Below are 13,597 nucleotides of genomic sequence, written 5' to 3' on the forward strand. Positions count from 1 at the left end.
GCATGTGATCGCCGGTGAGTGAGAGGGGGAATGTTTGTTGGAGCCGGTAGTGTTAACCTCAAGTCTGCAACCGACGTCTTTGTGGCGCGTTGCTTCGTGTCCCCCTCCGGGACCACCATTCTTCCGGGAGCCTCCCCAACTGCCTGAGCAGCCTGCCTGAGCAGTTTCGTGCACGCTCCGGAACCGGCACGACACCCCTCGCTCATCCAGGAGTGGGCCGAGCAGGGGGATCTCGCGCCGGACCCCGCACATTCATCTCTCCGCCGTACCCGGCGGACCACCGCCCCGGCAAGGTCCGCGATCCGCAAGATCACAGACCGCAGTCGGACAGCACAACCGGTCGCCGAGCCAGAAGGCCGACGTCCGCTCCAGGGAAGGACCCTTCGTGAGCGACACCACCGATCTGATGGGCGTGACTGCCGACAAGAACGTCGACAGCGCCGCGCCCGCCGAAGGTGCTGCCACTGGCACCACCGCACGGCGCCGCCGCTCCGGCACCGGCCTCGAGGGCATGGTCCTGGCCGAGCTGCAGCAGGTCGCGTCCGGCCTCGGTATCAGGGGAACTGCGCGGATGCGCAAGAGCCAGCTGATCGAGGTCATCAAGGAGGCGCAGGCGGGCAGCTCTGCCGCGCCCAAGGCCTCCACCAAGGCCGCTGCGGCCCCCGCCGGCACGGACACCGAGAGCAAGCCGAAGCGGCGTGCCACCTCCAAGGCGCGCACCGGGGACGAGGCCGCCGCACCGGCCGACAAGTCCGAGGCCCAGCAGCAGATCGACATCCCCGGTCAGCCGGCCAGCGACGACCAGCCCGCCGGCGAGCGCCGTCGGCGCCGGGCCACCGCTCAGGCGGGCAGCCCCGAGGCCAAGACCGATGCCAAGACCGAGGCCAAGGCCGAGGTCCGCGCGGAGCCGCAGGCCGAGCAGAAGAACGACGACCGCGGCGAGTCCAAGGCCGAGTCCGGCGCCGACAACGCCGAGGGCCGCCGCGGCGACCGCCGGGACCGCGGCGAGCGTGGTGACCGCGGTGACCGCGGTGACCGGCGCGAGCGTCAGCGCGACCGTCGCGGCAAGGGCGACGACCAGGGCCAGCAGGGCGGCGGGCAGCGCCCGCAGCGCCAGGGCCAGGGGCAGAGCCCGAGCCAGGGCCAGCAGGGCCGGGACAGCGGTCCGCAGGACGACGGTTACGACGACGAGGCGGGCGGCCGTCGCGGCCGTCGCGGCCGCTACCGCGACCGCCGTGGCCGCCGTGGGCGCGAGGACTTCGCCAGCGATGTGCAGGTCGCCGACGACGACGTCCTGATCCCCGTCGCGGGCATCCTGGACATCCTCGACAACTACGCGTTCATCCGGACCTCCGGCTACCTGCCGGGCCCGAACGACGTCTACGTCTCGCTCGCCCAGGTCCGCAAGAACGGCCTGCGCAAGGGTGACCACGTCACCGGTGCGGTGCGTCAGCCCAAGGACGGCGAGCGCCGCGAGAAGTTCAACGCGCTGGTGCGTCTCGACTCGGTCAACGGCATGGCGCCCGAAACCGGCCGCGGCCGTCCGGAGTTCCAGAAGCTGACCCCGCTCTACCCGCAGGACCGGCTCCGTCTGGAGACCGACTCCAATGTGCTGACGACGCGGATCATCGACCTGGTCGCCCCCATCGGCAAGGGCCAGCGAGGCCTGATCGTGGCCCCGCCGAAGACCGGCAAGACGATGATCCTCCAGGCCATCGCCAACGCGATCACCGTCAACAGCCCCGAGTGCCACCTGATGGTCGTCCTGGTCGACGAGCGTCCGGAAGAGGTCACCGACATGCAGCGGTCGGTGAAGGGCGAGGTCATCTCCTCGACCTTCGACCGCCCGGCCGAGGACCACACCACGGTCGCCGAGCTGGCCATCGAGCGCGCCAAGCGTCTCGTCGAGCTGGGTCACGACGTGGTCGTCCTGCTGGACTCGATCACCCGTCTGGGCCGCGCGTACAACCTCGCGGCGCCGGCCTCCGGCCGCATCCTGTCCGGTGGTGTCGACTCGACCGCGCTGTACCCGCCGAAGCGCTTCTTCGGCGCGGCGCGCAACATCGAGGACGGCGGTTCGCTGACCATCCTGGCCACCGCGCTCGTCGAGACCGGCTCGCGCATGGACGAGGTGATCTTCGAGGAGTTCAAGGGCACCGGCAACATGGAGCTCAAGCTCGACCGGAAGCTCTCGGACAAGCGCATCTTCCCGGCGGTGGACGTCGACGCGTCCAGCACCCGTAAGGAAGAGATCCTGCTCGGCACCGACGAGCTGGCGGTCGTCTGGAAGCTGCGCCGGGTGCTGCACGCGCTCGACCAGCAGCAGGCGATCGAACTGCTGCTGGACCGCATGAAGAAGACGCAGTCCAACGCGGAGTTCCTGCTCCAGATCCAGAAGACGACGCCGGGCAACGGCAACGACTGACGTCGTCCCAGCAGTCCGCGGAACCGCCCTCGTTACTCCGGTGACGAGGGCGGTTCCGCGTTATAGCATCAGCAGGCCCGTAGGTGGGGGGGAAACGTATTTTCTCTGTGCCCACTGTGCCGAACCACCAGTGGGCCCGTCCCTCCCTTCGCGTGCAACTACCCGGCGCCGCACTCGCGTTGCGCCGCGTCGACCGAAGGGATTCTTGCGTGACATCCGGCAGACCGAGGCAATTCATCACCCTGCCCGCGGCGGCCGCCGCGCTTGCCCTGGGGGCCGCGGCGCTGACCGCCGCTCCCGCGCAGGCGGCGGACCGGCCGCCGCTTCCCGGGACCCAGAACGTGCAGAAGCGTTCCGCGCAGTCGCAGGAGGAGCTCCTCGACACCGTCAGGGGCTCGGCCACGAAGCTGGAGCAGGGCGAGTCGGGCGCCCCCGGCCAGGCCGCCGACGACGCCGGGAAGGCCGCTCCGGGCGCACCCGGCAGCAGGGTGGACCCGAAGATCATCGGTGGTGTGGACGCGCCGATCACGGACGCGCCGTGGATGGTGCAGCTGCACTACTACGACGACAGGGGAACCTCCGACACGGCCGACGACGAGGGCTACTTCTGCGGCGGCACCCTGGTCGCGCCGGCCAAGGTCCTCACCGCCGCGCACTGCGTCGACGGTCTGGACTGGGCGGCGAACGGGGCCGTCGTCGGCGGTACCGCGCAGCTGCCGGACGGCGCTGATCTGCACGGCGGGCAGGCCGTTTCGGTCTGGCGGCAGTGGGTCGACCCCGCGTTCGACGACGCCGCGCTGACCAGTGATGTCGCCGTGCTGACGCTGGGAGCGACGCTTCCGTACAAGACGCTCCAGCCGGCCTCGGGCACGGACACCGCCCTCTACAAGGACGGCACCCGCGCCACGGTCTACGGATGGGGCCGCACCAGCTCCACCGACGAGTCGATATCGCAGACCCTGCGCAAGGCCACCGTGCCGATCCACGCGGACTCCACCTGCGCGGCCTTCTACCCGGCCGACTTCGTGGCCGGCCCGATGACCTGTGCGGGGATACCGGCGTCCGGTGAGGACAACGGCACGGTATCCCCGTGCAACGGCGACTCCGGCGGCCCGATGGTCGTCAACGGCCGTATCGCGGGCGTCGTTTCCTGGGGGATGAAGGACTGCGTGGAGAAGGGCTCGTACAGCGTCTACGCGAAGACGAGCACGCTCTACGGGAAGATCGCCCCGCGGATCGACGACACCAACATCAACGGCGACTTCACGGCGGACCTGTTCGCCCGCAAGGCCACGGGCGAGGCGTTCGAATACGTCTCCACCGGCACCTCGTTCACCCGGCCCGTCTCCGGCGGCGACTGGGGCGGGGCCGACCTCGTGCGTCAGGTCGACTGGAACCGCGACGACTACCAGGACTTCGTCTACCGCATCGGCAACGGCGACCTGTACTGGCTCCGTTTCGACGGCGAGACCCAGTGGATCGAGACGAAGATCGGCAAGGGCTGGTCGACGTGGAAGAACATCCTCTTCCCCGGTGATGTCACCCGGGACGGTGTTCCGGACCTGGTCGGCATCGACAAGGACGGCAAGATCTGGACGTACCCGGGCCGCGGTGACGGCTCCTTCGGAGCGCGCGTCGGCGGCGGCGGAGGCTGGGGCACCGTGCAGGTCTTCGGCAAGGGGGACTACAGCGGTGACGGCAAGCCGGATCTGCTGACCCGTGACAGCGAGGGCCGTCTGTGGCTCTACGCGGGCCGGGACACCCCCTCCTCCCCGTACGCGCCCAGGGTCCAGGTCGGCAAGGGCTGGAACTTCACGGCGTACGTCACCACCGGCGACAACACCGGTGACGGCATCGCCGACCTTGTGGTCCGCGACAAGGCGGGCGACCTGTGGATCTACCCGAGCCGCGGCTCGGCGACCGCACCGTTCAGCGCGCGGCTCAAGGCGGGCAAGGGCTGGAACGGGTTCGACCTCTTCGGCTGACCCCGACCCGGTCCGGCCCGGACCGAGAGCCGGCCCGGCCCTGATCCGACCCGGATCCGGACGCGGACCGCTCCGGACCGCGCCGGGCCGAGACCTTTGCCACACCCCGGCTGCCGGACTCCCGCGCGGAGAATGGCTGTACGGGGCAAGAAACCCCAGGTGAGCGCCGGATCACGGCCAGTTCACCCGCACGACCTGTGGCCCCCGTCCCCGACGGGGGCCACAGGTCGCTGTGCAACCCTTCTTGATGCTTCGACGTCTGATCAAGAGATGACAAACCGTGCCGGAACCACCGGGGCCGGGGGAGCAGGGAGCGGCGAGGCGCCAGGAGCGAGGGAGACCATGAGCGAGCACAGCAGGGGGACGGGCCGAATACGCGGCACCGGAAGCCGCCGGAAGAAGCCCTCGCGCCGTCACCGGGCGAAGGTCGTCGTGGGCTGGACGGTGGCCGCGGTCGTCGTCGCCGGCGGATCGGGGCTCGGATACGCCTACTTCACGCTGAACGGCAATCTCAAGGGCGTCGACATCAACGCCGCGCTCGGTGCGGACCGCCCCGACGACGTGGACGACGGCTCCCAGGACATCCTGGTGCTCGGCTCCGACTCCCGCTCCGGCGACAACGCGAAGTACGGCGCCGACGACGGCGCGGCCCGTTCGGACACGGCGATGATCGTGCACGTCAACGAGGGGCACAAGGCCGCCAGCGTCGTCTCCATACCCCGCGACACCCTCATCGACCGCCCCGGCTGCACGAGCGACGAGACCGGCGACCCGGTCGCCGCCGAGCAGCGCGCGATGTTCAACACGGCGTACGAGGTCGGGGGGCCGGCCTGCGCGGTGAAGACCGTCGAGGCGATGTCCGGGATCCGCATGGACCACTACGTCGAGGTCGACTTCACCGGCTTCAAGAAGCTCATCGACGAGCTCGGCGGCGTCGAGATCACCACCAACCAGGCGATCAACGACCCCAAGAGCCATCTGGATCTGGAGCCCGGCACCCACACGCTGAACGGCGAGCAGTCGCTCGGACTGGTGCGTACCCGCAAGAGCGTCGGCGACGGCAGCGACCTCGGACGCATCCAGCTCCAGCAGGCGTTCATGAAGGCGCTGATGGAACAGGCCAAGAGCGTCGGGGTGTTCACCAATCCGAAGAAGCTGTACGACATCGCCGGTACCGCCACCAAGGCCATCACCACCGACTCCGACCTGGCCTCGGTGAGCGAACTCACGGGCTTCGCGAACGGACTGAAGGGCCTGAGCTCCAAGAACGTCCACATGGTCACCCTGCCCGTCCAGTACGACCCCGCCGACCCGAACCGCGTCATACCGCTGGAGAAGGAAGCCCAGCAGGTGTGGACGGCCCTCAAGAGCGACCTGCCGATCCCGGCGTCCGCCACCGAGCGGTCGGCGGGCGACAAGGGCGAGGCCGGGCAGGTCGTCGAGTAGCTCCGCCGCACCCGCCGCCTGCGGATATGCCACCCGGTGACCGCCTGGTCACCGGGTGGCGCGGTCCCGTCGGGAATAGGTGCGCCCCGACCCCGGTTTTGGGAGATACGGCCGGTCCTGGCAGACTGGTACGTCGGCCCCGGTTCACGGACGCGCAATCCGCGCGGACGACCCGGCGCCCTCCCGAAACTAGGAGTCACCTTGAAGCGCGACATTCACCCCGAGTACGTCGAGACGCAGGTCAGCTGCACCTGCGGTGCGTCGTTCACCACCCGGAGCACCATCGACGGCGGCACCATCCGTGCCGACGTCTGCTCCGAGTGCCACCCGTTCTACACGGGCAAGCAGAAGATCCTCGACACCGGCGGCCGTGTGGCCCGCTTCGAGGCCCGCTTCGGCAAGGCTGCCGGCTCCGCCAGCAAGTAGCGAGCCACTGCGCCGGTTCTCGGCGCCCTCTTCCCGGGGGCGTCGGAACCGGCGTTTTTTCCGGCCGGGCGTCCGGGGGCGCCCCCGGACGCCCCACCCGGCAGTACGCCCTCCAGCAGGCCCGCAGACGTCATCAACCAGGAGCCCCCGAATGTTCGAGGCGGTCGAGGAACTGATCGGTGAACACACCGGTCTTGAGAAGAAGCTCGCCGACCCGTCGGTCCACGCCGACCAGGCCAACGCGCGCAAGCTGAACAAGCGCTACGCGGAGCTGACCCCGATCGTCTCCACGTACCGGACCTGGAAGCGGACCGGCGAGGACATCGAGACCGCCCGCGAGTTCGCCGCGGACGACCCCGACTTCGCCGCCGAGGTCAAGGACCTGGAGAAGCAGCGCGAGGAGCTCACCGAGAAGCTCCGCCTCCTCCTCGTCCCGCGCGACCCGAGCGACGACAAGGACGTACTCCTGGAGATCAAGGCGGGCGCGGGCGGCGACGAGTCGGCCCTGTTCGCCGGCGACCTGCTGCGCATGTACCTGCGGTACGCGGAGCGCGTCGGCTGGAAGACCGAGATCATCGACTCCACCGAGTCCGAGCTCGGCGGCTACAAGGACGTCCAGGTCGCCGTGAAGACCAAGGGCGGCAACGGAGCCACCGAACCCGGCCAGGGCGTCTGGGCCCGGATGAAGTACGAGGGCGGCGTGCACCGTGTGCAGCGGGTGCCCTCCACCGAGTCCCAGGGCCGTATCCACACCTCCGCGGCGGGCGTGCTCGTCACCCCCGAGGCGGAGGAGGTCGACGTGGAGATCCACGCCAACGACCTCCGGATCGACGTCTACCGCTCCTCGGGCCCCGGCGGCCAGTCCGTCAACACCACCGACTCCGCGGTGCGCATCACCCACCTGCCGACCGGTGTCGTGGCCTCCTGCCAGAACGAGAAGAGCCAGCTCCAGAACAAGGAGCAGGCCATGCGCATCCTGCGCTCCCGGCTGCTGGCCGCCGCCCAGGAAGCGGCCGAGCAGGAAGCCTCCGACGTGCGCCGCAGCCAGGTCCGTACCGTCGACCGCTCCGAGAAGATCCGCACGTACAACTTCCCGGAAAACCGGATCTCGGACCACCGCGTCGGCTTCAAGGCGTACAACTTGGACCAGGTGCTCGACGGCGACCTCGACGCCGTGATCCAGGCGTGCGTGGACGCGGACTCCGCCGCCAAGCTCGCCAACGCGTAAGCACAGCCCGCCCCGCCGCCCGTAACCCCGTACGGAGAACCGCGATGAACCTGCTGCTCGCCGAGGTGGCCCAGGCCACCCAGCGGCTGGCCGACGCCGGTGTCCCTTCACCGCGATTCGACGCCGAGGAACTCGCCGCGTTCGTGCACGGCGTCAAGCGGGGCGAGCTGCACCGGGTGCCGGACTCGGACTTCGACGCCCGCTACTGGGAGACCATCGCCCGCCGCGAGGCCCGCGAACCGCTCCAGCACATCACCGGCCGCGCCTTCTTCCGCTATCTGGAGCTCCAGGTGGGACCCGGCGTCTTCGTGCCCCGTCCCGAGACCGAGTCGGTCGTCGGCTGGGCCATAGACGCCGTCCGGGCGATGGACGTCGTCGAGCCGCTCATCGTCGACCTCTGCACGGGATCGGGCGCCATCGCCCTCGCCATGGCGCAGGAGGTCCCGCGCTCGCGCGTGCACGCCGTGGAGCTGTCCGAGGACGCCCTCAGATGGACCAGGAAGAACGCCGAGGGGTCCAGGGTCACCGTCCACCGCGGAGACGCCCTGAGCGCCCTTCCCGAGCTCGACGGCCAGGTGGACCTGGTCATCTCCAACCCGCCGTACATCCCGCTCACCGAGTGGGAGTACGTGGCACCCGAGGCCCGCGACCACGACCCGGAGATGGCCCTGTTCTCCGGCGAGGACGGACTCGACACCATCCGCGGCATCGAGCGCACCGCGCACCGCCTGCTGCGCCCCGGCGGCCTCGTCGTCATCGAGCACGCCGACACCCAGGGCGGCCAGGTGCCGTGGATCTTCACCGAGGAACGGGGCTGGGCGGACGCCGCCGATCACCCGGACCTGAACAAGCGCCCCCGGTTCGCCACCGCCCGCAAGGCCATGCCGTGACCGGCGGCCCGCACCGGCGCGCGCCGTACTTCCCCACCAGGGGCCGGCAGCTGCCGCACCGGCACCCGTCGGACCCGTACACGCCATACCCGTACACGCCATACCCGTACACGCCATACCCGTACACGCCATACCCGTACATGCTTGAGGAGGCCGGCTGATGGCACGGCGATACGACTGCAACGACGCGACCGACCGTACGACCGGCCTGCGTGAAGCCGCGTCCGCCGTCCGCCGCGGCGAACTGGTCGTGCTGCCCACCGACACCGTGTACGGGATCGGTGCGGACGCCTTCAGCTCCGAGGGCGTCGCCGATCTGCTGGACGCCAAGGGGCGCGGCCGCAATATGCCGACCCCTGTCCTGATCGGCTCCCCGAACACCCTGCACGGCCTGGTCACGGACTTCTCCGAGCAGGCCTGGGAGCTCGTCGACGCCTTCTGGCCCGGTGCCCTCACCCTCGTCGCCAAGCACCAGCCCTCGCTCCAGTGGGACCTCGGGGACACCCGGGGCACCGTCGCCATCCGGATGCCGCTGCACCCGGTCGCCATCGAGCTGCTCACCGAGGTCGGCCCGATGGCCGTCTCCAGCGCCAACCTCACCGGACACCCCTCGCCCGAGGACTGCGACGCCGCCCAGGAGATGCTCGGCGACTCCGTCTCCGTCTACCTCGACGGCGGCCCGACGCCCGGCATCGTGCCGTCCTCGATCGTCGACGTCACGGGCGGCGTCCCGGTGCTCCTGCGAGCCGGTGCGCTCTCCGTCGAGGAACTGCGCAAGGTGGTACCCGACCTCGAGGTGGCCAATTGACCGCCCCTGAGGGGCGTGGCATAGCGGGTCGGACCGATACCTTCCGCATCCTCCACGTCAGCACCGGCAACGTCTGCCGCTCGCCCATCACCGAGCGGCTGACCCGCCATGCCCTGGTGGACCGCCTCGGCGATCCGCTCAGCGGCGGACTGATCGTGGAGAGCGCGGGCACCTGGGGACACGAAGGCGCCCCCATGGAGGCCAACGCGGAGGTCGTCCTCGCCGACTTCGGCGCCGACGCCACCGGCTTCGTCGGCCGCGAACTGCTCGACGAGCACGTGATCCGCGCCGACCTGGTCCTCACCGCCACCCGCGACCACCGCGCCCAGGTCATCTCCATGGGCCACTCGGCCGGCCTGCGGACGTTCACCCTCAAGGAATTCACCCGGCTGGTCCGGGCCATAGATCCGGCCACTCTCCCCGACGCACGCGACGAGGGCGTCGTCGAACGCGCCCGCGCGCTGGTGCGCGCCGCCGCGGCCCTGCGCGGCTGGCTGCTGGCCCCCACCGCCGAGGCGGACGAGGTCTACGACCCCTACGGCGCCCCGATCACCTTCTTCCGCTCCATCGGGGACGAGATCAACCAGGCCCTCGATCCCGTCGTCACCGCGCTGACGGGCGTCAGCGCCCCCCACTGACGGTCCGTACGCCGGCCGGTGCGCCGACCGGCCTACGGAGCCGCGCCCGACAGCGGGCACGGCGCCCGGCCGCGGCCTACATTGGATCTGACGCCAGCGCACCCCTCCCCAGGCCCGGAGCCGTCAGATGCCGGTCACCTCTCCCGCCGCACCCGCAGCCGTGTCCCCCTCCCACGCCGCCCTGCCGCAGGACTTCGACGCCCTGCGCCGGGAGGACCCGGAGATCGCCGACGTCCTCCTCGCGGAGGTACAGCGGCAGACGGGCACCCTCCAGCTGATCGCCGCCGAGAACTTCACCTCGCCCGCGGTGCTGGCCGCCCTCGGCTCCCCGCTCGCCAACAAGTACGCCGAGGGCTACCCCGGAGCCCGCCACCACGGCGGCTGCGAGCACGCCGACGCCGCCGAACGCATCGCGATCCGGCGGGCCCGCGCCCTCTTCGGCGCCGAGCACGCCAATGTCCAGCCGCACTCCGGCTCCTCCGCCGTGCTCGCCGCCTACGCGGCGCTGCTGCGCCCCGGCGACACGGTGCTCGCGATGGGACTCCCGTACGGGGGACACCTCACCCACGGTGCGCCCGGGAACTTCTCCGGCCGCTGGTTCGAGTTCGCCGGGTACGGGGTGGACCCCGACAGCGGGCTCATCGACTACGCGCAGGTCCGCTCCCTGGCCCGCGCCCGCCGGCCCAAGGCGATCGTCTGCGGCTCGATCTCGTATCCGCGCCACCCCGACTACGAGCTGTTCCGGGAGATCGCCGACGAGGTCGGCGCGTACCTGATCGCCGACGCCGCGCACCCGATGGGCCTGATCGCCGGGGGAGCGGCCCCCAGCCCCGTCCCGTACGCGGACGTGGTCTGCGCGACCACGCACAAGGTGCTGCGCGGACCGCGCGGCGGCATGATCCTGTGCGGCGCCGAGCTGGCGGAGCGGATCGACCGGGCGGTGTTCCCGTTCACCCAGGGCGGCGCCCAGATGCACACGGTCGCGGCGAAGGCCGTCGCGTTCGGGGAGGCCTCGACGCCCGCGTACACGCTGTACGCCCATCGGGTGGTCGCCCACGCGCGGGTGCTGGCGGCCGGTCTGGAGGCCGAGGGCTTCGAGGTCACCACGGGCGGCACGGACACCCACATCGTCGTCGCGGACCCCGCCCCGCTCGGCGTGGACGGCCGCACCGCGCGCGAGCGGCTGGCGGCGGCGGGTATGGTGCTCGACACCTGCGCGCTGCCCTACGGAAACGCCCGCGGCATCCGGCTCGGGACCGCGGCCGTCACCACCCAGGGCATGGACGAGGCGGACATGGCGCGGATCGCCGCACTGTTCGGAGCGGCGGTACGGGAGACGGGCGCCGCCGGCCGTCTGCTGGCGGAGGTGCGGGAGCTGGCAGCGGGAAATCCGCCCTATCCGGGGTAGGCGAAGCCTGTGGAACCATCACCCGTGCCAGGGAGTCCTTGTTCATGAGGCTAGGGTGTGGGGCTGAGATGGCCGGCGATTTCTGTGGGGCAGCCCGTGCGTGATTACCTGCTGACGCTCTGTGTCACGGCCGCAGTGACTTATCTGCTGACCGGGCCGGTGCGAAAGTTCGCCATCGCGATCGGGGCGATGCCCGCGATCCGTGCGCGTGACGTACACCGAGAACCGACACCACGGCTCGGTGGCATCGCCATGTTCGGCGGACTGTGTGCGGGGCTGATCGTCGCGGACCATCTGTTCAACCTGAACGGTGTCTTCGAACTCTCCAACGAGCCGCGGGCGTTGCTCTCCGGGGCCGCGCTGATCTGGCTGATCGGCGTCCTGGACGACAAGTTCGAGATCGACGCCCTCATCAAGCTCGGCGGGCAGATGATCGCCGCGGCGGTCATGGTCATCCAGGGTCTGACGATCCTCTGGCTGCCGATCCCGGGCGTGGGCACCGTCCCGCTCACCCAGTGGCAGGGCACGCTGCTCACGGTCGCGCTGGTCGTCATCACGATCAACGCGGTCAACTTCGTCGACGGCCTGGACGGCCTGGCGGCCGGCATGGTGTTCATCGCCTCCGCCGCGCTCTTCCTGTACACCTACCGGCTCTGGTACGGGTACGGAATCGAGGCCGCCGCCCCGGCCACGCTCTTCACGGCGATCCTGATGGGCATGTGCCTCGGCTTCCTGCCGCACAACATGCACCCCGCCCGGATCTTCATGGGGGACTCCGGGTCGATGCTGATCGGCCTGGTGCTGGCGGCCGGGGCGATCTCCGTCACCGGGCAGGTCGACCCCGACGCGATGAAGCTCTTCGAGGGCAGCGAGCGGCAGGCCACCCACGCGATGCTGCCGGTCTTCATCCCGCTGCTGCTGCCGCTGACGATCATCGCGATCCCCGCCGCGGACCTGGTGCTGGCGATCGTGCGGCGCACCTGGAACGGCCAGTCGCCGTTCGCGGCGGACCGCGGTCATCTGCACCACCGGCTGCTGGAGATCGGCCACTCGCAGAGCCGGGCCGTGCTGATCATGTACTTCTGGTCCGCGCTGATCGCCTTCGGCGCCGTCGGCTACTCGGTGCACTCGGCGTCGATGTGGATCGTGCTCGCGATCGTGGCGCTGAGCGCCGTGGGCCTGGTGCTGCTGCTGATGCCGCGCTTCAAGCCGCGTGCCCCGCACTGGGCGGAACGCTTCGTACCGCCGCGCTACCGGCGCCCCCGCGGACACGACGGCGCGGTGGCGTCCCCGCTCGCGTACGGGGAGCGGGCGGAGTTGGGGCAGGAGCCGGCGCAACAGGGGCCGGGAGACGCGCAGATGGCACCGGAGAGCACGGAACGCACTCCTGTGGCCGTGGGTGTCTCCGGCGTCAACGGAGCGACCGCGATCGGCCACCGTTCGCGCTTCTCCGATCGTCGCAAGGCCGATTCACCGCATTGACGTTTCGGTCTTCTCGGTGCATTACCAGACAAGGCAACGCCCTGTCTTGCGCAGGTGTGCGGATTAACTCTCACGTGTGACAGTTGGCACACTTTCCAGGTAAAGACCTCATCAAATAGTTTGTGATACCGTTCACGAGACCCGGTGACAGAGCCGAAGGACCCTAGCGAGACGGTTCATTGGCCCGAGGCGACCACTCTCGGACCGGGCCTACGCTCGTCCCTGACGACACCATTGCCCACCCCCTGCAAGCGGAGTTACCGCCATGCCGTCCAACGACGCCCGGACTCTCCTCCACACCGCCGTGCCCACCGCTGCCGCCGGTGTTGTCGCCGTTGCCGTCAGCGCCGTGGTCGCGGGTGGCAAGGGAGCGATCGGGGCCGCTGTCGGGACGCTGTTGGTGATCCTCTTCATGGGGATCGGCCTGTCCGTCCTGCAACGGACGGCGAGGTCCATGCCGCACCTGTTCCAGCCGATGGGGCTGATGCTCTATACGGCACAGCTGCTGCTGCTCTTCATCTTTATCGCCGTGTTCAAGAACACGACGCTGTTCAACCCGAGGGCTTTCGCCATCTCGCTGGTCGTCGCGACCGTTGTATGGGTCGCGGCCCAGATCCGTGTACACATGAAGACCAAGATCCTTTACGTCGAGCCGGACTCGTCCGCGGGCAAGAAGCCCGAGAACAAGGGGTCATCGACGTGAGGGGTAGGGCCGGGATAAGTGCGCGTTCGCGATCCTGCTATCGTCCGGTGCCAACTGCGGCACTGCGGGCGCGGGCATCCAAGCTGACGCCTGCTTCATCGCGAAGCTCTGTGCCTGAGCCGCCCCCCCATCCGTAACACCAAGTCCAGTGCCGACCA

At 70.1% G+C, this 13,597-nt stretch carries 11 protein-coding genes; all 11 read left to right on the forward strand.

Annotated elements, in window-relative coordinates:
* Positions 1-385 precede the first annotated feature (385 nt).
* On the forward strand, positions 386-2,425 hold the full coding sequence (rho, locus tag OHA98_RS08320; RefSeq protein WP_266923855.1) for a transcription termination factor Rho: 2,040 nt from the start codon (positions 386-388) through the stop codon (positions 2,423-2,425).
* Positions 2,426-2,634: 209 nt separating this feature from the next.
* A complete protein-coding gene (locus OHA98_RS08325; protein ID WP_266923857.1) occupies positions 2,635-4,410 on the forward strand; it encodes a trypsin-like serine protease in 1,776 nt (591 codons plus the stop codon).
* A gap of 342 nt (positions 4,411-4,752) precedes the next feature.
* Positions 4,753-5,856: an LCP family protein gene (locus OHA98_RS08330; RefSeq protein ID WP_266923859.1), complete on the forward strand. Its 1,104-nt coding sequence runs from the start codon at positions 4,753-4,755 to the stop codon at positions 5,854-5,856.
* A 201-nt stretch (positions 5,857-6,057) separates the two neighbouring features.
* Positions 6,058-6,282 (forward strand): 50S ribosomal protein L31, encoded by a 225-nt coding sequence (gene rpmE, locus OHA98_RS08335; RefSeq protein WP_019764351.1) that lies wholly within the window; start codon positions 6,058-6,060, stop codon positions 6,280-6,282.
* A 151-nt stretch (positions 6,283-6,433) separates the two neighbouring features.
* Positions 6,434-7,510 (forward strand): peptide chain release factor 1, encoded by a 1,077-nt coding sequence (gene prfA / locus OHA98_RS08340; RefSeq protein WP_266923861.1) that lies wholly within the window; start codon positions 6,434-6,436, stop codon positions 7,508-7,510.
* A gap of 44 nt (positions 7,511-7,554) precedes the next feature.
* Positions 7,555-8,400 carry a peptide chain release factor N(5)-glutamine methyltransferase gene (gene prmC / locus OHA98_RS08345; RefSeq protein ID WP_266923863.1) on the forward strand — a complete coding sequence of 282 codons (846 nt, stop codon included), beginning with the start codon at positions 7,555-7,557 and terminating at the stop codon, positions 8,398-8,400.
* A 160-nt stretch (positions 8,401-8,560) separates the two neighbouring features.
* The gene (locus OHA98_RS08350; RefSeq protein WP_266923864.1) at positions 8,561-9,208 is read left to right on the forward strand and encodes an L-threonylcarbamoyladenylate synthase; all 648 of its coding nucleotides are present in this window, start codon (positions 8,561-8,563) and stop codon (positions 9,206-9,208) included.
* Positions 9,205-9,846, forward strand: coding sequence for a protein-tyrosine-phosphatase (locus tag OHA98_RS08355; protein WP_265599324.1), 642 nt, complete (start codon positions 9,205-9,207; stop codon positions 9,844-9,846). Before OHA98_RS08350 ends, OHA98_RS08355 begins: the two co-directional genes overlap by 4 nt.
* A 127-nt stretch (positions 9,847-9,973) precedes the next feature.
* A complete protein-coding gene (glyA, locus tag OHA98_RS08360; protein WP_266923868.1) occupies positions 9,974-11,254 on the forward strand; it encodes a serine hydroxymethyltransferase in 1,281 nt (426 codons plus the stop codon).
* Between the two features lie 84 nt (positions 11,255-11,338).
* Positions 11,339-12,736, forward strand: coding sequence for an MraY family glycosyltransferase (locus OHA98_RS08365; protein ID WP_266923870.1), 1,398 nt, complete (start codon positions 11,339-11,341; stop codon positions 12,734-12,736).
* A gap of 265 nt (positions 12,737-13,001) precedes the next feature.
* Positions 13,002-13,439, forward strand: a complete 438-nt coding sequence (locus OHA98_RS08370) for a hypothetical protein (protein WP_266923872.1) — start codon at positions 13,002-13,004, stop codon at positions 13,437-13,439.
* Positions 13,440-13,597: the final 158 nt, after the last annotated feature.

The sequence above is a fragment of the Streptomyces sp. NBC_00654 genome (genome assembly GCF_026341775.1).
Classification (GTDB): Bacteria; Actinomycetota; Actinomycetes; order Streptomycetales; family Streptomycetaceae; genus Streptomyces.